Below are 22,048 nucleotides of genomic sequence, written 5' to 3' on the forward strand. Positions count from 1 at the left end.
TCTTTCTAAAAAATAAATGAACTAAAAATGAAGAATAAACTGGTAAATTATCCAGTTCAGGGGATTTTTAGGATCAATAAAAAATTTAAATCATCTCACCCATAGATAAACCCACAGAAAGTAAGAAACACACAACCACAGTTGAATAAATTAATTTGCAGATTGTTTTAACTATTTGGAGGTATTAAATTGCCGGATAGTGGTGAAATAGAACTGAGAGTTGCTGAAGCGCTACAGCAGGATGTAGGCAAGGGAATGGTACGGATAGATCATGAGTTAATGAATAAAATTGGTGCAGCTCCCGGTGACATTGTGGAAATAATTGGTAAACGAACCATCGGTGCCATTGCCGGGAATTCTTATCCTGCTGATGTGGGACTGGAAATAATACGCATGGATGGATTAACCCGTTCCAATGCCGGGACCTCCATTGGCGAGATGATCACCATCCGCAAAACACAACCCCGAATGGCCAGTAAGGTGGTCATTGCCCCGGCAGCCAAGGGCATGCGCATCATGGCCTCGGGAGACATCATCAAACGAAACCTCATGGGCCGAGCAGTAACCAGGGGAGATGTTCTGGCCTTGGTTTCTCCACGCAGAACCAAAGAAACCCTGAGGGAATTCCCTGGTTCTGAAGATATATTCCGGGAATTCTTCGAAGCCACCACACCCTTCTCACTGGGTGAAATAAAGTTCACCGTGGTTTCAACCAGCCCGGCAGGACTAGTCCGTATCAACGACAGCACCGTGGTGGAAGTCCGACCCGAGGCAGTGGAGGTCATGGAGAAAAAGGTCCCGGATGTTACCTATGATGATGTGGGTGGACTTAAAAGGGAAATGTCCAAGGTCCGGGAAATGATCGAACTCCCTCTACGCCATCCGGAAATATTCGACCGTCTGGGAATAGACCCTCCCAAGGGAATACTCCTCCATGGTGCACCCGGTACCGGAAAAACCCTCCTGGCCAAGGCAGTGGCCAGTGAAAGTGGATCCAACTTCGTGGCCATCAACGGGCCGGAAGTCATGAGCAAATTTGTGGGAGAAGCAGAAAAGAAGATCCGTGAAATATTCGAGGAAGCAGCTGAAAATGCCCCCACAGTGATATTCATAGATGAAATTGACGCCATTGCCCCCAAGAGAGAGGAAGTCACCGGTGAAGTTGAAAGAAGAGTGGTGGCCCAAATACTGGCCCTGATGGATGGGTTGAAAGAGAGGGGAAAGGTAATTGTCATTGGAGCCACCAACCGGCCCGATGCCCTGGACCCTGCCCTCCGCAGACCCGGACGATTCGACCGGGAAATAGAACTACGCGTACCCGACCGAGACGGTAGGATTGAAATACTGGAAATACACACTCGTGCTATGCCCCTATCTGATGATGTGGACATCAACGAACTGGCCGAAACCACCCATGGATTTGTAGGAGCGGACCTGGCAGCACTCTGCCGAGAAGCAGCTATGAATGCTTTAAGGAGAGTTTTACCAGATATAGATTTGCAGGAGCAGCGTATTGATCCGGAGATTCTGGAAAAACTTTTCGTTACCAGCAACGATTTTATGGATTCCATGAAATCCATCAACCCCTCTGCACTGAGGGAAGTGTTCATTGAAGTACCCAACGTCCACTGGGAAGATATAGGGGGGCTGGATGAACTCAAGGAAAGCTTAAAGGAAGTGGTGGAATGGCCTCTGAGTAATATCTCTTCTTTCCATCGCATTGGAATACAACCCTCCAAGGGCATCCTCCTCTTCGGACCCCCTGGAACCGGGAAAACATTGCTCACCAAGGCCGTGGCCACAGAATCCAAGGCCAACTTCATCTCAGTTAAGGGGTCAGAAATTCTGAGCAAGTGGTTCGGGGAATCTGAACGGAAAATCGCGGAAATATTCAAAAAAGCCAAACAAGCCTCACCTTGTATTGTGTTCTTTGACGAAATTGATGCTATAGCTCCAATAAGGGGATCTGCTGCCGGTGAACCCCGAGTCACCGAACGTATGGTCAACACCATCCTCTCGGAGATGGATGGCCTGGAGGAACTCCGGGGAGTGGTGGTAATTGGAGCCACCAACCGACCGGACCTCATGGACCCGGCCCTCCTGCGTCCCGGGAGGTTCGATGAAGTGGTACTGGTACCACCCCCGGATGAAAACGCTAGAAAAGAAATATTAAAGGTTCACACCGGCCACATGTCACTGGATGAAGATGTTAAACTTAAAGAACTGGCCAAAAAGACAGAAGGTTATTCCGGGGCAGATATTGAAGTTCTTTGTCGTAAGGCCGGTATGATTGCACTCCATGAAGATATGAATATTCAGAAAGTGTCTTATCGCCATTTCAAAGAGGCCTTGAAGAAAATTAACCCCTCTACCACCCCTAAAACCAAGGAGTACTACCAGCAAATAGCCCAGAAACTGGGCCGGGGACTGGAACCTAAGAAAGTGAGGGAAGAGTTCCCCCGGGAAGTGGCCTGAGAGGGTCATTTTTTTTAAATTTTTTTAAAAGGAGTTAGATCAGTGGATAATCATAAAGAAGAGGATAAAACCCTAGAAAAGTTTGAATTTTTTGATGTAACTGCCGATGTGGGATTCCGGGCCCATGGCCTGGATCTGGCCGAAACCTTCCAGAACTCGGCCCTAGCCATGTTCGAGGTAATGACTGACACCTCCCAGATAAAGCCCACCATCAAAAGAGAAATTATGGTGGAATCCGAGGATAAAAAGGCCCTCCTTTATGACTGGCTCAGTGAATTGCTATTTTTACATGACTATGAGGGACTGGTTTTCTCCAAGTTCTTGGTCAGCATAAACCAGGAGGGACCAGAATCCTTCCGATTACAGGGCGAAGTGTGGGGAGAAGAATTCCACCAGGAAACACACGAGGTGAGGGATGAGGTTAAAGCAGTCACCTTCCATTTAATGGAGATCACTGAAGATGAATCTGGCTGCACTTTACAGGTTATTCTCGACACATAAAGTGCCCCTAACATGATTTAATTCTATTTTATTTAATTCATCGGGGTACGGTTTTCCGCCATGTTTTCACTATTTCAGTCAGCCCCAGATTAATCAAGGCAGATTTCCTGCCGAAAATCGTGAAATTTCCCTTCAGAAGGTCCTTTCGCAGGTTACCGGAGGAGATATCCACACTGGCATTGCCAATTTCACGAGCAAAATGAGCATCGCTTCCAGCAGAACCATGCAAAGAATGCTTTTCGGCATAAATCCTGGCTTTTTCATTGTATGAATCACGCAAACAACGGGAGTTAAAAGTTTCAATACAGTCGGCCAGTTTAGCATCCTCCTTGGCTGGTTGGATTCCACCTCCCCTCAGCTGGTCAAAAGGGTGGGGGAGAACTACCAGTCCGCCCTGTTCTCTTATTTCATCCACAACCTCCACCAATCGATGTGAAACAATTTCTTCCGACAGGAAAAGACCTATAACCTCACCGCGTTCTGTCCCTATCTCCGAACCTACTATGACCTCCAGATCTTCCGGGGCAAATTTTTTAGTTTCCAAACCTCCCCTAATGGTATGGTGATCAGTTACGGCTATCCCGGATAATCCCTGATTTTTCGCGGTTTTAGCAATGATTTCAGGTTCTATTAATCCATCTAATGAGTATTTGGAATGAATGTGCAGATCATATCTCATTTAGACACCTTACTAATCAATTAGGTACACCTTACTAACCATTTGGGTATTTTACTGATCATTTAGATATCTTACTAACTTCGGTCTAAAGATTGGGGGGAGTTCAACACCTTTCTAAGTTCCTGGAGATTCAGGGTAATGAAGGGCTCTGCACTGGGGTCGGCAAGGATTTTAAGCTGTTTCTGGTGTGTTTCCAGATAAACATTCTGGAGTATTCGTTGAAGTTCAAATACAGGCATTTCTAACACTTTTTCCACTTTAACCCTTTCATCTTCGGTTAACTGCTGGTAATGATCCCTTACCTGTTCTTCGAATGATCTAACCACGTTTTTATTCCCCTTTACCACCATCTTCAACACCAGGGGCGGGACACGGGTGAAAACATGCATCAAGCCCATAACATCTTTTTCACTTATTCCTTCATCCATCTCCGATTCCATAGGGCAAATCCCTCCAGTTATATAAGCAACAGTATTATATGAATAAACTATTTTTTTCGGTATTAGGAAATTATTCTGGGTATTAGGAAAGGTAATTCTATATATAGAAAGGTAATTATTTATTTTCAACTAATCCACCTCAACCCGAGGGTCATGCTTTTTAGATTTTTTTAGTAATAGACTCTTGGTATAAAAATTTTATAAAATAGAAATCTTGGTATAATAGATAGAACCAATATCATATCTAACTACCAAGTTTTTATCTTTACCAAAATATTAAATTTTAATCTATCTTTTCAATAGAGGAGTAGGATAGAATAACCTTAATATTAAGCTATTGACTAAAATAGGAGACTGAATTATTATGGTCATGGAAGAAACACTAAAAAAGGTACGCGATTGTGTCTGGGAAGTTCCCGGAGATTATAAAAAGGAAATGAGGGTGCCTGGTCGAATTTATCTTGATGATGAGGCTGTAAAATCCCTGGAACAGGGAGCAGTGGATCAGGTGGCCAACGTAGCCAGCTTACCCGGGATACAAAAATTCTCCATAGGACTCCCCGATATCCACTTTGGCTATGGATTCAGTATAGGTGGAGTGGGGGCATTCAGCAGCCGTACAGGAGTTATAAGTCCTGGAGGTGTTGGTTTTGATATAAACTGTGGAGTAAGACTCCTCCGCACCAATCTCACCCTGGAAGATGTCCAACCCAAGATCAAAGAACTCATCGACGTAATGTTCCGAAACATACCTTCAGGTGTAGGTAGTAAAGGCAAAATACGCCTTAAAGAAGGTGAAATTGATGATGTTCTGGATAACGGGGCCCAATGGGCTGTGGAAAATGGTTACGGCTGGGACAAGGACCTGGAGTATTTGGAAGAAAATGGTTGTATGGATGATGCCGATTCAACCAAGGTCAGTGAAAAAGCCAAAAAAAGGGGTATACCTCAGTTGGGCAGCCTGGGTTCGGGTAACCATTTCCTGGAAGTCCAGAAGGTAGACGAAATATTTGATGAGGATGCAGCCCGGACTTTCGGGCTGGAAAAAGGACAGGTAACCGTCCTGATCCATTCTGGAAGCCGGGGATGTGGACATCAGGTATGCAGTGATTACCTGCGAACCATGGACAAAGCTGCCAAGCGATACAAGATTGACCTCCCAGACCGGCAGTTAGCCTGTGCCCCAGTAGAATCTGAAGAAGCTCAAGATTATTTCGCGGCAATGGCTGCCGCTGCTAACTACGCCTGGACCAACCGACAGATGATCGTGCACTGGGTCCGGGAATCCTTTGAACAAGTCTTCCATCGCGATGCCGAGGACATGGGCCTGGGAATTGTTTACGATGTAGCCCATAACATTGCCAAAAAGGAAATGCACAACATCAAAGGACGGGAAACCCAGCTATATGTCCACCGGAAAGGAGCAACCCGGGCATTTGGACCGGGAAGGAAGGAATTACCGGCAGATTACCAGAAAATTGGTCAGCCAGTGTTCATTCCCGGAACCATGGGAACCTCTTCCTACGTCCTGCATGGTACCCAGACTGCAATGGAAGAAACCTTCGGTTCCACAGCCCACGGTGCCGGACGCCAAATGAGCCGTGCCGGTGCCAAACGCAACTATCGTGGCGAAGATATCCTTAAAATCCTGGAAGGAAGAGGAATCTACGTGAAGGCCAACTCCATGCCGGTGGTGGCAGAAGAAGCACCCGGAGCCTACAAAGACGTGGATCAGGTAGTTCAAACCGCCCACCGGGCTGGTATTTCCAAGTTGGTGGGAAGAATGGTGCCTATTGGAGTGGCCAAGGGATAATTTCTTTTTATACAGGGAGAATAGGGAATGATAGGAATAATTGGTGGTACCGGAGTGTACCAGATAGTTGAACTGGGAGATTTGAAGGAAAAAAAGGTTTTAAACACACCCTTTGGTGAATCTCCCCCGGTATCTATTTTAACCTTTGATGATCAGGAGGTGGCCTTTATCCCCCGACACCGTGAGGGTCATGATAATCCCCCCCACATGATCAATTACCGGGCCAATGTATACGCCCTGAAGATGCTGGGTGTGGACCGCATCATTGCCACCAACGCGGTGGGATCACTTGATGAATCCATCAAGCCCGGTGACTTTCTACTACCTGATGATTTTCTCGATTTCACCAGGAAAAGACCGTTCACCTTTTACGATGATCAGGTGGTACACGTGGATGTTACCCAGCCCTACTGTCCGGAGCTGGCTGAAACCATAAAAAGGGCTGCTCGGAGTGTGGATGGAAAACTGGTCCCCGGGGGAGTCTATGTATGTACTGAGGGACCTCGTTTTGAAACCCCGGCAGAAATCAAGATGTTCCGCCAGATAGGGGGAACAGTGGTGGGTATGACTGGTCTTCCCGAGGTGATACTGGCCCGGGAGCTTGAAATGTGCTACGCATCCATCTGTATGGTATCTAATTATGCGGCATCGGTTTCCCCGGATAAAATCACCATAGATGAAGTATTTGAGATGCTGGAGGAGAAGAAGAAATCACTCACCCAACTCATTTACCACTCCATTGTGAACATCCCTGAGGGGAGAAATTGCCCCTGCCAATGTGCCCTGGAGGGTGCAGAGGTAGATTAATCTAAAAAATAGGTTTTTAATTGATGAAAATCAATTATTCTTATTTTAAAGATGTTAAATTCCAGGATGATTGTTTTCAGGGTTATTCAAATGGAAGGGAAAAGTTTTTTTAGGGGAAATTATAAAACATCCTGATATATATCATAAATGCCCATTTATTTAATCATCTTTTTTATAAATTTAATCACTCAAAAGGGCTTTCATCCATTAACCTGATTTAAAGGAGAGTTTAGGTTGAATAAAGAGCAAGAAGAAATTCTTAAACTTAAAGAAGAGAAAAATGCCGTAATACTGGCTCATAATTATCAAACCGCACCAATACAGGAGATAGCAGATTTTTTGGGGGATTCTCTGGAACTGTGCATCACTGCCTCCCAGATAGAAGACGCGGATCTGGTGGTCTTCTGTGGCGTGGACTTTATGGCTGAAACTGCAGCCATTTTAAACCCAGAAAAAAAGATATTAATACCTGACCCCCAGGCAGAATGTCCCATGGCACACATGCTCCCTGCAGAAGAGGTTAAAAAGTACAAAAACAAATATCCTCAGGCACAGGTGGTGCTGTACGTGAATACCCTGGCAGAAGCAAAGGCCGAAGCAGATATATTATGTACCTCCGCCAATGCAGTTCAGGTGGTGGAAAGTTTAGATGCGGATCAGATACTCTTTGGCCCGGATATGAACCTGGCCAGCTATGTACAAAAAAGGACAGATAAAGAAATAATCCCCATTCCTGAAGAGGGCTACTGTTACGTTCATAAGATGTTTAACATAGGGGATGTTACCTTCTCCAGGGAAAACTATCCCGATGCAGAGGTACTGGTACATCCCGAGTGTGATGCCGAAGTACAGGAAATAGCTGATCACATACTAAGTACCGGGGGAATGATGCGCCACGTGGCTAGCTCTGACCGTAAAAATTTCCTCATTGGTACGGAAGTGGACATGGTGACCCGACTCCGCCGGGAAAACCCGGATAAAACCATCTACCCCCTACTGGATGAAGCTATCTGTGAAAACATGAAACTACACAATCTGCAAAAAGTTAAGGAATCACTCCAGGAAGAGAAATTCCAGGTTAAAGTACCACCAGAAATTGCTGCCAAAGCCAGAATTGCCGTGGAACGAATGCTGGAAGTTAGTTAACACCGAGTTTAATTATCCCCCAAACGTAAAATTTAAGCTTAAAACAGGTTTAAACTCAAAAATATTATTTTTCATGGTGATAATAGTGAAAATAGACAGGACAGGGTTAGCTGGAATCATATTAGTACTGTTGGGTTTGGTAATCTATGCCACATCTCCCCTGGACCAGCTGGTAATGATGATCACCTGGCCCCTTCTATCCGGTTCATCCGAGGGCAAAGCAGTACTTTTAATGGTTTTAATGGGCAGTTTACTTATTATAAACTCTTTAATCAATAATAGGGGTTTCTTAGCACCAGTAAAGAATCGTGCCCATGATTTTAGTCCGGATGGTAAACGGTTCCTTAAGTGGACCCTAATCATCATCTTTTTAACCTGCCTGGTGGGCCTTTTAATTGAGGTCTCCATTCGATTGAAGTACGGGGTGTCCCCTTTAACCATTTTTGTCTCCACCAATCCCACCTCCACCACCACCAGCCCCATGCACTCTCACGTGTTTAAATCAGTCTTCGGGCATCTGGCTGATAATTTTGTGGGTCTGGTGCCGGAACATGTTCACACCGGAAGTAGCCTGTACTCGGAAGTGGTCCCCTGGGCCTACTTAATATTCATAACCCTTCCCATGGCATACATAACTGGCCTTCTGTCGTTAAACAATAGAAGTGTGATTTATCGGATATTACTGGCCTTTGCCCTAACTCTCGCCCTCATTGGAATGGTAGACGGTGGATTATACAGCCAACCTCTACTCATAGGCATGGGCCTTTTATTCATGCTCTACTTTGTAAAAAGACCTTTCCAGTTCCGCCAACTGATTTTACCGGTGGCCCTCATTCTCCTGGTGGCCATTTCAGGGTTAGGTCTGGAACTTGCCGGGAACAACAGCTTTTACCATGAGATAACCGTTGTAAACCAGTTTGAACCAGTTGATCTTAGTGGTTATAATGTGTTAAGCATTGATCAACAGAGTAACCGGACAGTGATACGTACTGACACCAGTGTCAGTGATAAAAACACTTTAGAAAGTCTGTTCAAGACTTACCAGGGCCGTGCCCAGGGATTTTTCATGACCTGGAATTTCTTTTCCTACTTTTAGGGTCCGAAAATATTAAAAATAAAAGAAAAAAATAGCATAACGAGGAAAATGAAACTTTCAATTATTATACCCACCTTTAACGAGGAAAATTACCTCCCTCACCTCCTGGAAAGTATAAAAAGACAAGATTTCCGGGATTATGAGGTCATAGTAGCTGATGCAGGATCTACAGATAGCACCAGGGATATAGCTCAGGAGTTCGGGTGTAAAATCGTGGAGGGGGGTCTCCCAGCAGTGGGCCGCAATCGTGGTGCAGATATAGCCCAGGGAGAGTACTTCCTTTTTTTAGATTCTGATGTGATTTTAACCAGGGATTACCTGGAGTTGTGTGTGGATGAATTTCAAGAAAGAGAACTGGGTATTGCCATCACCCAAATAGCCCCTTTAAGTGATAGTTTTTTGAATAAAATAACCCATGATTTTGCCAATTTCTTCATGAGAAAGGTGGAAAAGATCAAACCCCACGGAGCAGGTTGCTACGGTATAGTAACCACTAAAAAATTCCACCAGGAAGTGGAAGGATTTGACGAAGACCTGGACTTTGGGGAGGACACAGATTACATTGAACGTATCGGTGCCATCAGCCAATTTAAGGTTTTAAGAAGTCCAAAACTCCTGGTTTCAACCCGACGTCTCCAGGAAGAAGGTTTACGTAATGTGGCCTTCAAATATGCTAAAAGTACATTCTACCAGTTCCGAGGTAAGCAGATCACCGCCGAAGATCTGGATTACACCTTCGGCCATCCCGATACCAAGAGAATAATTTATTCAGTATGCGGAGAAGGTATGGGTCATGCTATCCGGGCCAAGGTACTTCTCCATCATCTAACCCAAAAGAACGAAGTTCACATATTTGCCTCTGACCGTGCCTACACTTATCTGTCCCAACATTTTGACAATGTCTATGAGATAGGTGGTTTCAACACAGTATATGAGGATAACACCGTCCAGAACACTAAAACATTCATTAAGGGGATGAAAGACCTCCCCGGTGATTTGAAAAAAAGTTTAAGGTTGATGTACAGTGTGGCCAAGGCAGTAAAGCCCCAGGTTATCATTTCTGATTTTGAGTTCTACTCTAACTTACTATCCAAAATTTTACGTCTTCCCCTTATCAGTCTGGATAACATGCACGTTCTTACCCAGGCAGAACTTGATGTTCCGGGCAAGTTTCGCACGGAAAGAATAGCTGCCGAAGGTGTGGTGCGATCCTTTATTCAAATGCCCACCTTCTACCTCATCACCAGTTACTTCTATCCTCCCCTTAAAAACCCTGAAAAAAGTAAATATTTCCCTCCAGTACTGCGTGAGGCTATCATAAACCTCAAACCATACAACGGGGAGCATGTCCTGGTTTACCAGACCAGTGATTCCAATGTGAAATTGCTGGATATTTTAAAGAAATTTGATGATGAATTCATTGTCTATGGATTTCACCAGGAGGGTAGGGATGAAAATCTACGGTTTAAGAATTTCAATGAGGATGAGTTTTTCCAGGACCTGGCCCGGGCCCGGGCAGTTATTGCCAACGGTGGATTCACTCTTATCAGCGAGTCACTGTACCTGGGGAAACCAGTATTAAGTGTTCCGGTTAAAAAACAGTTTGAACAGATTTTAAACGCGATTTACATGGACCGATTGGGTTATGGTGAGTTCCACCAGGATCTGGAGGAAGAGGATATTGCCAACTTTCTCTCACGTTTGGAAGAATACCGTAAGAACATAGATCTCACCTTCAAACATGATAATAACCAGGCCATTTTAGAAGAACTGGACTCACTCCTGGATAAGTATGCATAACCATAAACATTATTCCTCACTTAATTACCTCCTATTTTTAGAAGATTTTTAAAATAGACCTTAATGATGTATATCTCCTTTCCCAGACACTAACTTCTCCCCCTCCTTTTATCCAGCTTAAATGGATGGTTCATATTTGGGGGTGTGGTTTGATTTACTCCTTGATTGTGATCACTAAGAATGGGATATCCAGAAAGTTTCAATACTTCTCCTCTACTCTCCCTCAAAACTAATATTGTAAAAGGAATAAAGACATGGATATGAGTTCTAGAAGTGGGGTGGCCAATCTACCCCTTCACGGTGGCCGTGCACCGCGCTGGCTTTTCCAGCGAATGGTAAAACTGGCAGGAGCAGTTACCGAGGCCATTATATATGAATATGGTCCTGAAGAATTTTTAACCCGAGTTTCTGACCCGTACTGGTTCCAGGCATTTTCTTGTGTACTGGGATTTGACTGGCACAGTTCCGGTACTACCACCACCACCTGTGGGGCACTTAAAACTGCCATAAATCCAGAAGAACATGGAATACTCATTGCTGGAGGCAAAGGTCGTGCTTCTCGCCGAACACCCCAAGAAATCCAGGGTGCCGGGGAATTGTTTTCACTGTCCACGGCAAAACTGGATGACCTGGTATACGCCAGTAAAATTTCCGCAAAAATAGATAATTCCTGCATTCAGGACGGGTATCAACTCTATCATCACGTGTTTTTTTTAACAGAGAGGGGTGACTGGTCAGTGGTGCAGCAGGGTATGAATGAATCCACCCAGTACGCCCGCCGTTATCACTGGCTCTCTGATTCAGTGGAAACCTATATTAACGAGCCACACAATGGCATCTGTTGCGATCTGAAGGAAGCCAAGACCCTGGATATGACCGCTGATCAGAGTTTCCATTCACGACAAACCAGCCTGGACCTGATACTGGATAACCCCGAACACCTGAAGAAGTACTTCCAGAAGAAGGTGGATGTGGTAGCCGAGCAGGCTAGCCTTGATGCTTTTTGCCCCCAACTTACTTTACCCAGTCACCATCCTGTGCTTAACACAGATTTATCCCCTAAGGAATTTGAAATCCTCCATAATGCCTGGGAATTACAACCAGAAAGTTATGAAGAACTAATATCTTTACAGGGTATGGGGCCCAAGAAAATACGTGCCCTGGCCCTGATTTCCGACCTGGTTTATGGAGATAAACCTAGCTGGGAGGATCCAGTAAAATATAGCTTCACCCATGGTGGTAAAGATGGATTCCCTTACCCGGTGAACCGGGAAGTATACGATCATTCCATCGAGACCCTGCAGGACGCTCTGCAGCAGGCCAGATTAGAAAAAAAAGACAGATATCAGGCTATTAAAAGGTTGGAAAAATTAATCAAGGTGGATAACTAGTTATCTTGCTATATTGGTCGTTATGTGCAAGGTGCCTATTTTACTGTGCCTTTTCTTTTCCTACCAGTTCTAAGAGATCCCGGGCTTCTTTGAATTTTTTATCTATCTTAAGAGCTTCTTTAATTAGTTCTAAGGCTTCATCATACTGTTTAAGGTGGTATAATCCCTGAGCGCGTAAAAATAATGCATATTTATAAAAATCATCCTTCTTTTTGGAGTATCGGCCCAGGAACAGATCGAAGGTGTTGGCTGCTTCCTGATATTCTTCCAGGATGAGAAGTACATATCCCCGGTTATACCAGGCCATGTTATCACCGGGTTCCAACCGGATCACTTCTTCGAAGCATTTAAGTGCCTCAGGATAGTTCCCAAGTTCCATGAGGGCTACTCCTTTATCATTCCAGGCGGAAACATAATCTTTATCAATTTCAATTGCACTGTTAAAAAATTCTATGGATTTTTCTACTTTACCCTGATCTAAGAATGACATTGCTTGTTTGTAAAACATTTCAGCTTCTTTAGTGGCCATTTAAATCAACTCCTGGCTATATTTTGATGGGAGGGTATATAACTTTGAGTGTATGGTTTTCCGCCCGGTGGTTTAAGACCAGTAAAAGGGGGCACACTACTACTTTTTTTAATTGGCCCTGTCAACATTATGTGTAATTATTTAGTAAAAAGTAATACTTTTAATTTATTGTAATTTTATTATAATTGGTATGATTATTATTAATGGGGGTAATCGGGGAGATCCCTTTAATTTTAATTATTGGTGTGGAGTGTCTTTTTAGTTAATCTTGGGGTATCTGATTTTTTAAATTTTTAGAATTTTCTAAGAAATAAATCGAAATGTACTTACATACAATATAAGTAGATACAGTCCATTACATATATTTACCTTGCTGATAAGTCAATAGATTTACTAATAGAAAGAGTTATTGATGAGTAAATTAAGGTAATAGTGGTACTGATTAATGTTTTTCATCTATTCCATCTGTAAATCCATTATTGGTCTGTAAATCTATTTTTGCATCCATTTTCTTTCATAGTTTTGAATCCAGATCAGTTCTTTTAAGAGGAGATCACCGGGACCCTTGGGATTGTTTTCAATTTCCTCCAATCGATCAGCGGGCAGGTGGTGGAGAAGTTGTTCCCACTCCGGGACATCGGTGTAGGTCTGCTTCTTCACCCGATATATACTGTGTTCCATTGATTCCAGCACCAGATCTACATCCTCCCCTTCCTCCAAAAACGCGATATGCTGTTCCAGTATAGGGACCATCGCCTGATCCAGGTGTATCTGTGCACTAATATAGGCTTCGTAGGGATTGTCGTAGTTAATGTATTTAACCTTTTTAGGACCATCAACAAAATCTTCCATTTCCCGTGAATTCCCTTCCCCTTCTTCCTGATGATAATATTTGAAAAGTTGCTCAATCAGACGAGGTCTTTCTTCCTCTAATACTACCTTGTATCTGGTTAATTTGACAATTATCTCCGCCCGATCATCCTGGTCTTTCGTAGTAAACCCCCCTTCATATTTCTCAACAACTAAAATATAATATCTATTATGTGGGGTTTCCTAGTTATACGCCCCTACCTAATGTAATTTTGATAAGCACCAGTGGGAATGATCAGTATATTGTTCTCCCGTAAGGTACTGTTTGGTAATGGTTTAGTATGTTTTTCAAGTATCCTTCCAAAATTTTAATAACCCGAAGGGAGACTTAAATATCTATACTAAAAAATTATCAAAATTTTACTGAAATAGTTTCAAAGGACCTGATTTCCAGGATAAATATAAAATGATAATGTTTGTTTATTGTTTACTGGGAATTTGTTCAAATGGGATTTTTTAGAACATTCTAATTAATCACATGATTTTACGGAGGAAATGACATGTTACATGGAACAGAACTTTTAAAGAAGGGCTTTGCCAAGATGACCAAGGGCGGAGTGATCATGGATGTAGTTAACGCTGAACAAGCAGCTATTGCCGAAGAGGCAGGGGCTGTGTCCGTAATGGCCCTGGAAAAGGTGCCAGCAGATATACGGGCCTCCGGAGGAGTGGCCCGAATGGCTGACCCCAGTAAGGTCACCGAGATCATGGATGCCGTCAGCATCCCGGTGATGGCTAAGGTACGTATCGGTCACTTTGTGGAAGCCCAGGTCCTGGAAGCACTGGGTGTGGACATGATCGACGAGAGTGAGGTACTCACCCCGGCCGATGAAAAATATCACATTGACAAAAAACAATTCACCATTCCCTTTGTCTGCGGAGCAAGAAACCTGGGAGAAGCTCTCCGCAGGATCGATGAAGGAGCAGCCATGATCCGGACCAAAGGAGAAGCTGGAACCGGTAACGTGGTGGAAGCAGTCCGACACATGCGCATGATCCAGGGAACCATCCGGGAACTCCAGGACAAAACTGAAGAAGAACTGTGGAGTGTGGCCCGCCAGGAAGAAGCACAGTTTTACCTGGTTAAAGAAACCCAGAAACAGGGACGCCTGCCAGTGGTGAACTTCGCCGCCGGTGGAGTAGCCACCCCCTCAGATGCCGCCCTTATGATGCAGCTGGGAGCAGACGGGGTATTCGTGGGAAGTGGAATCTTCAAATCCGAAAACCCGGAAATAGTGGCCAAAGCCATAGCTGAGGCAACCGCCCACTACGAAGATGCCGAGTTAATTGCCGAGGTCAGCCGTGACCTGGGTAAAGCCATGCCTGGACTGGAAATAAGTCAGATACCAGAATCAGAAAGGTTACAGGATAGGGGATGGTAATTCTCCTATTTTCAAACTTTTTTTTTACTGTTAACTTTCATCTAATTAAGAAGAGTTATTTTAAGTAGAGTTATTCTAAATATTATCAAAAATCCCTTATTTTCTGAAAATAGCACGTTAACTAGTATGTTATTATGATTCTATCTTATTTTACGGTTTTTATCCTTAAAATTTAATAAAAAAAAGTTATACCCGGGTTACGGGTATTTCAGGTTAAATATTTTTTTTCACGGATTCTCTATCATTTTAGAGGGTCTAACTCAGTTTTATTTCCAGTGAATTGGAGTTTATGGTATGTTTGGATCCGTTATTATCGGTGAAGGTAACTGCGAATCCTCCAATGGAAAAGGGGTTGGATACGGTGGCGCTGCTTCCAAAGTCCTCTTGGACCTGTTTGTCAGTAGGTATGTACATGTTCCAGGTGAAGGTTTTGGTCTGACCAGCGTTAATGGTGCCCAAATTTTTGTCAAAATCCTGACTATGTGTTAAAACATTTTGAACTGGTTTAGAACCCTTATTAGTGACACTGCAGTTTATGGTTACGGTGCTCCCTTTGGTTGCTGTTGCTGGGCCAGTCATTTTTGCCGATACATCAGCTTCTTTAACTGTTGAGGTATTGGTTGTGCTGGAATTGTTAACGGGAGTAGTCTGGTTATTTTTTTGGTCGGTGCACCCTGAGGCCAGAACAACTAGTATGAATAAGCCTATAATTCCCAATAATCCTATTTTACGTTTCATGTTGGTCCACATCCTGTTGGTGATCAATTTTAATAAAGGAATAGGAAGTATATAATTTTAGCTATTTCCCTTTTTATTGATTTTTTGGGGTCACGGCGGGTGGGTGGTCCATCATGAGTAACTTTTTAATAAAAATATCTAATGTTTTATTTTTTGCCGTTGGGGGCAGAAATAGGTAGTACGGCCACCAACCTGTATGATGTTTAATTGATCTCCTTCCGGGCATTTACCTCCCTGGTGGCGATGAGGCAGAAGGTATGATTCCGGGAGAGCCTCTGGTTTATCCTGGTATTCAATGGCCTTTTGAAGCACCCTTTTCATATCTTTAAAGAGTTGTTCCCATTCTTCCTTATCCAGCATGTGGGCTGGGGTCAAGGGGTGTACCCGGCTCTGGTAAAGTATCTCATCAGCGTAAAGATTACCAATACCCGCCAGAACATGCTGGTTCAGGAGTAGTGGTTTGATCATACCTTTCTTGTTTTTAAAAATTTCTTTAAAATTTTTGAAATTAATTTCCAGGGCATCAGGACCTAATTTTTTCTCTTTAATGAATTCATCAGGATGGCGAGTTAGACCCAGTTTACCGAATTTGCGGGCATCATCAAAGGACAAAAATTTGCCGGTGGAAAATTCTATCAAAAGACGGGGGTATCGGGAACCATCAACAGAGCCATAGTGAAGGAAACCCGTCATACCAAAGTGCATAATCAAAAACAGGCCGTTGTCCAGCTGGGAGAAAAGATATTTCCCGTACCTGCGGCTTTGTATAAATTCATGACCTAGTAATGTTTCTTTAATCTCTTCACTACTGGTTTCCACCAGAACTTCGGGACTTACCACACGTACGCTGTTTATGGTCTGATGGAGTGAGGTTTCATCAAAATATTTTTTATAGATCTCCAGGGTGGGTAGTTCTGGCATGATAGCACCGTTAGTTAAGGTAAGGATCAGTTTTTAGATAAATCAGTTTAACAATTTTTGGTAAAGGATCAGTTTAAGTAAACTAGAATAAATTAATTTTTAGATTTAATTAATTTTTGTTAAAAATATATCATTCATTAAGATTAACCAATCGCGAGGCCAAAATCACAGAAAACGAGTACTATCTAACTGGAATAATAATCTTAAAAATATCCAAAATTAAAAGAGTCCAGTTAAAGAGTTATATCAAGTTGTTTTAAAAATAAAAAAAAGGAGAGAGGAAAGAGGGGTTTGAAAGTGGATTTTTGGAGGGTTTTAAACGGCCTCGTTTCCTCTTTCTCCTGTTCTTATACGCACAACTTCTTCTACGGGGGAAATGAAGATTTTTCCATCCCCAATATCTCCAGTCTGTGCGGTTTTTACTATTTTATCAATTACATTATCTACCTGTTCATCGGCCACCACAATTTCCAGACGGGTTTTGGGTAACATGTCAATGCGGTAATCACTTCCCCTGTAACTTTCGGTTATGCCTAACTGACGACCACGACCTTTAACTTCAGTCACTGTCATTCCATGGCATCCTAATTCTTCAAGGGAGTCTTTAACTTCGTCTAATTTGTTTGGTCGAATTATGGCCACAATTTCTTTCATCATATCACCTCAGCCTTAAATTCGGTAACCAGTTTCTTCGTGTAGGTTGATGTCCAGTCCTTCGATTTCTTCTTTATCTTCCACACGAAGTCCCATGACCATATCAATGACTTTACCAATTATGAGTGTGGCCACGAAGCTGTAACCGGCTACTACTACCACGGCAATTACCTGGGTGAGTAACTGTCCCGGGTTACCGTAGAACAATCCAGTTCCCAGTTCATTGATGAATGGTGCGGCGAATAAACCGGTGGCCAGTGCTCCCCATAAACCGGACATACCGTGTATACCGAATACATCCAGGGCATCATCGTAGCCCAGTTTGGGTTTGAGGTAGCTTATGGACAAGTATGAGACCACACTGGTTACTAGACCAATGATTACTGCGGCCTGCACCGTCACGAAACCGGCTGCCGGGGTGATGGCTACCAGACCTGCTATGGCACCGGATATTGCACCCAGTACTGTTGGTTTACCAGTTTTGAGGTAGTCGATTATTACCCAGGAGATCATTGCTGCTGCTGCAGCAGTGTTAGTGGCTATGAAGGCACTGCCGGCCAGTCCACCTGCAGTTAGTGCGGAACCAGCGTTGAATCCGAACCAACCGAACCACAGTAGGGCGGCACCGAGAACGGAGTAACCTAGCTGGTGTGGTAATAGTTTGGTGTCTTTTCTTTTACCCAGTAACAGTATCAGGGCCAGGGCAGCTACACCGGAGTTAATGTGTACTACGGTACCTCCGGCGAAGTCCAGGGCTCCTAACTGTGCCAGGAATCCTCCACCCCATACCCAGTGGGCTATAGGTACGTATACCAGGGAAACCCAGGCGGCTATGAATACCATCCAGGAAGAAACTTTCATTCTTTCCACCACTGCACCGGAGATCAGGGCCACGGTGATGGCGGCAAAAGTCATCTGGAAGGCTATAAATACGGTTTCAGGGATGGTTGTGGCTAATGTGGATAGTTGATCCACTCCTATTCCACTGAATAGAAGATTAGCCGGATTTCCTATGATTCCCATTAACATGTCCTCTCCGAAGGCGAACTGATAACCATAGAGTACCCATATGATACTGGCAATGGAGAACGCAATAAGAGACATGAACATGGTATTTAATACATTTGCTTTCTTGGTGAGACCTCCGTAGAAGAGTGCTACTCCCGGCACGGTCATGATCATTACCAGTGCAGTGGAGATTAGCATCCACGCGGTATCGCCGCTGTTTAATACAGGGTCCATTTATATATTCCTCCTTTATTCATATTATCCATATATTTGGTTTTTTTAAGATACATTTTGTAAACAAAGATACAAACACTATTTTCCAGTGTTAAAGATGTTTTATGGTATTTTGGGTTAATTAATAGCTTTAATTATGTTTTCCACAGTTTTGTTGATTTATTTCATGGAAGATTCACCCCAATTTACCGGATATCGGAAGCATACTTCCGACAACTGATCATTGTATCTTCCTCCTTATAAATGTTTGGGTCATAATCTGACAAAAGGTAACATGCCCTGAATTTTTGACATGTTTTTCCAGTATTCATTGAGAATTTGTTACACTGGAGAGGGATGTTTTTAAAAATTATATTGTATTTAAAATAATGGTGGTTAAAAAATGATGAAACTTAAAACTTAAAAAGAGTTTAGAGAGAGGAGGATGGATTTATATGGCGTCTTCTCCCCTTTCTCCGGTACGGATACGTACTACTTCTTCTACCGGGGAGATGAAAATTTTCCCGTCACCAATACAACCCGTTTGGGCGTTTTTGACGATGGTATCTACAATTTTTTCCACTTCCTCGGTTTTGGCTACAATTTCAACCTGGGTTTTGGGTAACAGATCCACCTTGTAGTCCGTGCCCCGGTAACTTTCCGTGATTCCTAACTGTATTCCCCTTCCTTTAACTTCTTTTACAGTCATTCCCAGGCATCCAATTTCTTCTAAAGCCTGTTTAACATCTTCTAATTTGTCAGGTCTGATAATAGTTACTATTTTTTTCATTTAATCACCTCATGATTCTCTTATGAGTGACTATGGCCGTTTTGTATTATTTATAGCTGCCTATGACAGTCTGTAACCGGATTCCTCGTGTAGGTTTATATCCAGGCCCTGTACTTCGTGTTCTTCTTCCACTCTCAGGCCTATGGTCCGGTCAATAACCATACCAATAAGGTAAGTGACTATAAATGAGTAAAGTCCCACAACCACTATGGCCAGTAACTGAATTCCCAGTTGTGCGGGGTTCCCGGCTATAACTCCTCCTTTTATGGCGCTGTTTATAAGGGGGGTGGCAAATATGCCTACAGCCAGAGTTCCAATGATTCCTGACATACCGTGGATTCCGAATACATCCAGGGCATCATCGTAGCCGATTAATGGTTTTAAATGGCTTACAGCATAGTAACATATTATCGATGATACAAAACCAATGATTAATGCCGCAGTGACATTCACGTAACCTGCAGCAGGGGTTATGGTTGCTAAACCAGCTATTGCTCCAGATAAAGCACCTAAAAGCGTTGGTTTCCCGGTGTTGATTTTGTCCATGAGTACCCAGGCCAGCATCCCCATGGCTGCCGAGGTGTTGGTTACTATCATGGCCGAAACTGCCAGATTACTGGCCCCTAATGCGGAACCAGCATTGAATCCAAACCAACCGAACCATAAAAGACCGGTACCAATTACGGAATAACCAAGGTGATGTGGAAGTAATTTAGCATTTTTCCGTATTCCTACCAGTAAGACCATGGCCAGGGCAGCCACACCTGAGCTTAGATGTACTACTATTCCTCCGGCAAAGTCCAGGACACCCATCTGGAAAAGCCATCCTCCACCCCATACCCAGTGGGCAATGGGCATATAAACCATGGTCAACCATACGGGTACAAAGGCCAGCCAGGCTGAGAATTTCATTCTCTCTACAATGGCACCACTGATAAGGGCCACGGTGATGGCGGCAAATGTCATCTGGAACATTGCATAGAGTCCCTGAGGTATGGTTGGTGCGTAGCTAGAAAGGGCACCGGATTCTAGTACTCCATTGAAGAATGGATTACTCAGGGCCCCTATAACTCCCCAGATATCTGTGCTGAAAACCATATCGTATCCGTAGATGAACCATAATACACTTACTATGGAAAAGGTTATGAACGATAGAAACAATGTATTTAACACATTTTCTCGGCGTATAAGCCCACCATAAAAGAGAGCCACTCCGGGTATAGTCATTAAAATTACCAGGGCGGTGGATATTAACATCCAGGCTGTATCACCGCTACTAAGAATAGGATCCATTAATTTTTCCTCCTTTTATAAAACAAATCTCTGAAATTTGTTTTTCTCCACTTTCAACATGTTTTAACTCCCAGTTAATTGTCATGTTCCTGAAGCCGGAACCTGGTGGCAATAGGATGGGGGAAACATACTTCCGATTATGGGTTTGGTATTATATAAAATTTGTGTCTTAATTTTTAAGGAGGTTATAATAATTCCTGCTGAAAAAGGGTCGTTATTATCCCTAAAAAGTGCAAGAAAATTTTCCAGCAAAATGTTTAGGGGGAGTCTAAAAATAAAAAGTCCTTAAATTAAAAAAAAAGTTAATAAAAAAAGAATTGGGTAAGTTTCAAAAAAAAGAAAAAAAGTATTATGGCCTTTTAGCTCCTTATAGGTGCTTCCAGGCCTGCCATTTTCACTCCGGTCATGGCCGATGACTCTACAGTCAGGGCCCGCAGATCATCCTTCTCCAATTTCAGAAGGTCAGTGTTACCTGCCTGCTGGGTTAACATCACTGCTTCTTCAGTCATGGCTTCAATGAACCGGGCCACTCGTTTACCACCTTCGATGTAATCCAGTCTCCTTCTAAGTTGTGGGTTCTGGGTGGCTATTCCCTTACGACAGGTTCCAGCATAGCACATCTGACACACACGGCAACCGATACTTACCAGGGCGCTGGTGGCAATGTAACAGGCGTCAGCTCCCAGGGCTATGGCCTTGGCCACATCGGCACCATTCCTAATACCTCCCGCAGCAATCAGACTCACTTCTTCCCGCAAGTTGATGTGTTTAAGGGCCTCGTCTGCTTCCACGATAGCGGCAATGGTGGGCACTCCACTGTGCTCAGTGACCACGTCTGGTCCGGCTCCAGTTCCTCCCTGCATACCATCCACTACTATGGCATCGGCCCCGGCCTTGGCTGCGATCTTCACATCGTCACTGACCCTTCCACTGGTGAATTTCACCATGATGGGTACTTTCCAGTCGGTGATTTCCCGGAGCTGGCTGATCTTCATGGAAAGGTCTTCCGGGCCCACGATATCCATGTGCCGGGCGGGGCTAAGGGCATCGGTCCCTTCGGGTATCATCCTGATCTTGGAGACCTCGGCAGTAACCTTTTCTCCCAGTAGGTGGCCTCCCATACCAGATTTTGCTCCCTGGCCTATTTTGATCTCCACGGCATTGGATTTATTTAAATATTCAGCACTCACACCGAAACGGCCAGAAGCGTACTGGGCAATGAGTTTGTTGGCATATCTACGTTCTTCAGGGAGCATTCCACCTTCCCCAGTGTTGGTGGCAGTACCCGCCAGGGTGGCCCCCATGGCCAGGGCGATCTTGGCTTCTTTAGACAGGGCCCCGAAACTCATAGCTCCGATCATGATGGGTGTGTCTAATACCAGGGGGTTTTCAGCGTAACGGCTTCCCAGAACTACTCTGGTGTTGCAGGGTTCCCGGTATTTATCAATGGGTGGCCGGGAAACCTGGGCGGGTACAATTACCAGGTCATCGAAGGTGGGCAG

The 22,048-nt window shown here is 43.8% G+C and carries 20 protein-coding genes (1 of these 20 only partly in view); 9 read left to right on the forward strand and 11 right to left on the reverse strand.

Translation table 11 applies throughout. The features are described from left to right. Positions 1-189 precede the first annotated feature (189 nt). Together CIT02_RS10930 and CIT02_RS10935 are read left to right on the forward strand one after the other, a co-directional pair. Complete coding sequence (locus tag CIT02_RS10930) at positions 190-2,475, forward strand: CDC48 family AAA ATPase (protein ID WP_292612417.1); 2,286 nt, start codon at positions 190-192, stop codon at positions 2,473-2,475. Between the two features lie 42 nt (positions 2,476-2,517). Continuing rightward, positions 2,518-2,976 carry an archease gene (locus CIT02_RS10935; RefSeq protein WP_292612419.1) on the forward strand — a complete coding sequence of 153 codons (459 nt, stop codon included), beginning with the start codon at positions 2,518-2,520 and terminating at the stop codon, positions 2,974-2,976. A 37-nt stretch (positions 2,977-3,013) separates the two neighbouring features. On the opposite strand, the gene CIT02_RS10940 is transcribed toward CIT02_RS10935, so the two are convergent. Both CIT02_RS10940 and CIT02_RS10945 read right to left on the reverse strand, forming a co-directional pair. Next, positions 3,014-3,655 carry a PHP domain-containing protein gene (locus CIT02_RS10940; RefSeq protein ID WP_292612421.1) on the reverse strand — a complete coding sequence of 214 codons (642 nt, stop codon included), beginning with the start codon at positions 3,653-3,655 and terminating at the stop codon, positions 3,014-3,016. Positions 3,656-3,729: 74 nt separating this feature from the next. Continuing rightward, on the reverse strand, positions 3,730-4,095 hold the full coding sequence (locus CIT02_RS10945) for a hypothetical protein (RefSeq protein WP_292612423.1): 366 nt from the start codon (positions 4,093-4,095) through the stop codon (positions 3,730-3,732). Positions 4,096-4,459: 364 nt separating this feature from the next. Between CIT02_RS10945 and CIT02_RS10950 the strand changes: the two genes are divergently transcribed. The 6 genes from CIT02_RS10950 (at position 4,460) to CIT02_RS10975 (ending at position 12,148) form a co-directional block, all read left to right on the forward strand. Next, positions 4,460-5,908, forward strand: coding sequence for an RtcB family protein (locus CIT02_RS10950; protein WP_292612425.1), 1,449 nt, complete (start codon positions 4,460-4,462; stop codon positions 5,906-5,908). Positions 5,909-5,935: 27 nt separating this feature from the next. After that, complete coding sequence (gene mtnP / locus CIT02_RS10955; RefSeq protein WP_292612427.1) at positions 5,936-6,715, forward strand: S-methyl-5'-thioadenosine phosphorylase; 780 nt, start codon at positions 5,936-5,938, stop codon at positions 6,713-6,715. Positions 6,716-6,949: 234 nt separating this feature from the next. After that, on the forward strand, positions 6,950-7,861 hold the full coding sequence (gene nadA / locus CIT02_RS10960) for a quinolinate synthase (protein ID WP_292612429.1): 912 nt from the start codon (positions 6,950-6,952) through the stop codon (positions 7,859-7,861). Positions 7,862-7,946: 85 nt separating this feature from the next. After that, positions 7,947-8,957 carry a hypothetical protein gene (locus tag CIT02_RS10965; RefSeq protein WP_292612431.1) on the forward strand — a complete coding sequence of 337 codons (1,011 nt, stop codon included), beginning with the start codon at positions 7,947-7,949 and terminating at the stop codon, positions 8,955-8,957. 48 nt (positions 8,958-9,005) lie between these two features. Next, complete coding sequence (locus tag CIT02_RS10970) at positions 9,006-10,757, forward strand: MJ1255/VC2487 family glycosyltransferase (RefSeq protein ID WP_292612433.1); 1,752 nt, start codon at positions 9,006-9,008, stop codon at positions 10,755-10,757. Positions 10,758-11,017: 260 nt separating this feature from the next. Continuing rightward, the gene (locus CIT02_RS10975; RefSeq protein WP_292614978.1) at positions 11,018-12,148 is read left to right on the forward strand and encodes a DUF763 domain-containing protein; all 1,131 of its coding nucleotides are present in this window, start codon (positions 11,018-11,020) and stop codon (positions 12,146-12,148) included. Between the two features lie 40 nt (positions 12,149-12,188). Here the strand turns inward: CIT02_RS10975 and CIT02_RS10980 are convergent, their stop codons facing one another. Further along, positions 12,189-12,677, reverse strand: a complete 489-nt coding sequence (locus CIT02_RS10980; protein WP_292612435.1) for a tetratricopeptide repeat protein — start codon at positions 12,675-12,677, stop codon at positions 12,189-12,191. Positions 12,678-13,169: 492 nt separating this feature from the next. Beyond that, the gene (locus CIT02_RS10985; protein ID WP_292612437.1) at positions 13,170-13,529 is read right to left on the reverse strand and encodes a hypothetical protein; all 360 of its coding nucleotides are present in this window, start codon (positions 13,527-13,529) and stop codon (positions 13,170-13,172) included. A 518-nt stretch (positions 13,530-14,047) separates the two neighbouring features. On the opposite strand from CIT02_RS10985, the gene pdxS reads away from it, so the two are divergent. Further along, positions 14,048-14,929 (forward strand): pyridoxal 5'-phosphate synthase lyase subunit PdxS, encoded by an 882-nt coding sequence (pdxS, locus tag CIT02_RS10990; protein ID WP_292612439.1) that lies wholly within the window; start codon positions 14,048-14,050, stop codon positions 14,927-14,929. 255 nt (positions 14,930-15,184) lie between these two features. Here pdxS and CIT02_RS10995 read toward each other — a convergent pair whose 3' ends face one another. From CIT02_RS10995 to CIT02_RS11025, 7 genes are all read right to left on the reverse strand, one after another. After that, positions 15,185-15,679, reverse strand: coding sequence for a methane monooxygenase/ammonia monooxygenase subunit B (locus CIT02_RS10995; RefSeq protein WP_292612441.1), 495 nt, complete (start codon positions 15,677-15,679; stop codon positions 15,185-15,187). Positions 15,680-15,805: 126 nt separating this feature from the next. Then, positions 15,806-16,588, reverse strand: a complete 783-nt coding sequence (locus CIT02_RS11000; RefSeq protein ID WP_292612444.1) for an Fpg/Nei family DNA glycosylase — start codon at positions 16,586-16,588, stop codon at positions 15,806-15,808. A 315-nt stretch (positions 16,589-16,903) separates the two neighbouring features. After that, on the reverse strand, positions 16,904-17,242 hold the full coding sequence (locus CIT02_RS11005; RefSeq protein WP_292614980.1) for a P-II family nitrogen regulator: 339 nt from the start codon (positions 17,240-17,242) through the stop codon (positions 16,904-16,906). Positions 17,243-17,257: 15 nt separating this feature from the next. Beyond that, positions 17,258-18,484, reverse strand: a complete 1,227-nt coding sequence (locus tag CIT02_RS11010) for an ammonium transporter (RefSeq protein ID WP_292612446.1) — start codon at positions 18,482-18,484, stop codon at positions 17,258-17,260. Between the two features lie 430 nt (positions 18,485-18,914). Continuing rightward, the gene (locus tag CIT02_RS11015) at positions 18,915-19,253 is read right to left on the reverse strand and encodes a P-II family nitrogen regulator (RefSeq protein WP_048072255.1); all 339 of its coding nucleotides are present in this window, start codon (positions 19,251-19,253) and stop codon (positions 18,915-18,917) included. Between the two features lie 60 nt (positions 19,254-19,313). Next, positions 19,314-20,546 carry an ammonium transporter gene (locus CIT02_RS11020; protein ID WP_292612450.1) on the reverse strand — a complete coding sequence of 411 codons (1,233 nt, stop codon included), beginning with the start codon at positions 20,544-20,546 and terminating at the stop codon, positions 19,314-19,316. A 359-nt stretch (positions 20,547-20,905) separates the two neighbouring features. Continuing rightward, on the reverse strand, positions 20,906-22,048 hold the 3' portion of the coding sequence (locus CIT02_RS11025; RefSeq protein WP_292612452.1) for a glutamate synthase-related protein. The gene runs 357 nt beyond the window's last position; 1,143 of the gene's 1,500 nt are visible here — the last part of the coding sequence; the start codon falls outside the window, past its right edge; it ends in the stop codon at positions 20,906-20,908.

Source organism: Methanobacterium sp. BAmetb5, from assembly GCF_003491305.1.
In the GTDB taxonomy this organism is placed as follows: Archaea; Methanobacteriota; Methanobacteria; order Methanobacteriales; family Methanobacteriaceae; genus Methanobacterium.

Bases quoted from the DNA above. Each gene is read 5' to 3' on its own strand.
- CIT02_RS10940 (WP_292612421.1), bottom strand. From the start codon at position 3,655: ATGAGATATGATCTGCACATTCATTCCAAATACTCATTAGATGGATTA.
- CIT02_RS10945 (WP_292612423.1), bottom strand. From the start codon at position 4,095: ATGGAATCGGAGATGGATGAAGGAATAAGTGAAAAAGATGTTATGGGC.
- CIT02_RS11010 (WP_292612446.1), bottom strand. From the start codon at position 18,484: ATGGACCCTGTATTAAACAGCGGCGATACCGCGTGGATGCTAATCTCC.
- CIT02_RS10980 (WP_292612435.1), bottom strand. From the start codon at position 12,677: ATGGCCACTAAAGAAGCTGAAATGTTTTACAAACAAGCAATGTCATTC.
- CIT02_RS10995 (WP_292612441.1), bottom strand. From the start codon at position 15,679: ATGTGGACCAACATGAAACGTAAAATAGGATTATTGGGAATTATAGGC.
- pdxS (WP_292612439.1), top strand. From the start codon at position 14,048: ATGTTACATGGAACAGAACTTTTAAAGAAGGGCTTTGCCAAGATGACC.
- CIT02_RS11020 (WP_292612450.1), bottom strand. From the start codon at position 20,546: ATGGATCCTATTCTTAGTAGCGGTGATACAGCCTGGATGTTAATATCC.
- mtnP (WP_292612427.1), top strand. From the start codon at position 5,936: ATGATAGGAATAATTGGTGGTACCGGAGTGTACCAGATAGTTGAACTG.
- CIT02_RS10975 (WP_292614978.1), top strand. From the start codon at position 11,018: ATGAGTTCTAGAAGTGGGGTGGCCAATCTACCCCTTCACGGTGGCCGT.
- CIT02_RS11005 (WP_292614980.1), bottom strand. From the start codon at position 17,242: ATGAAAGAAATTGTGGCCATAATTCGACCAAACAAATTAGACGAAGTT.
- CIT02_RS10985 (WP_292612437.1), bottom strand. From the start codon at position 13,529: ATGGAAGATTTTGTTGATGGTCCTAAAAAGGTTAAATACATTAACTAC.
- CIT02_RS11015 (WP_048072255.1), bottom strand. From the start codon at position 19,253: ATGAAAAAAATAGTAACTATTATCAGACCTGACAAATTAGAAGATGTT.
- CIT02_RS11000 (WP_292612444.1), bottom strand. From the start codon at position 16,588: ATGCCAGAACTACCCACCCTGGAGATCTATAAAAAATATTTTGATGAA.
- CIT02_RS10950 (WP_292612425.1), top strand. From the start codon at position 4,460: ATGGTCATGGAAGAAACACTAAAAAAGGTACGCGATTGTGTCTGGGAA.
- CIT02_RS10970 (WP_292612433.1), top strand. From the start codon at position 9,006: ATGAAACTTTCAATTATTATACCCACCTTTAACGAGGAAAATTACCTC.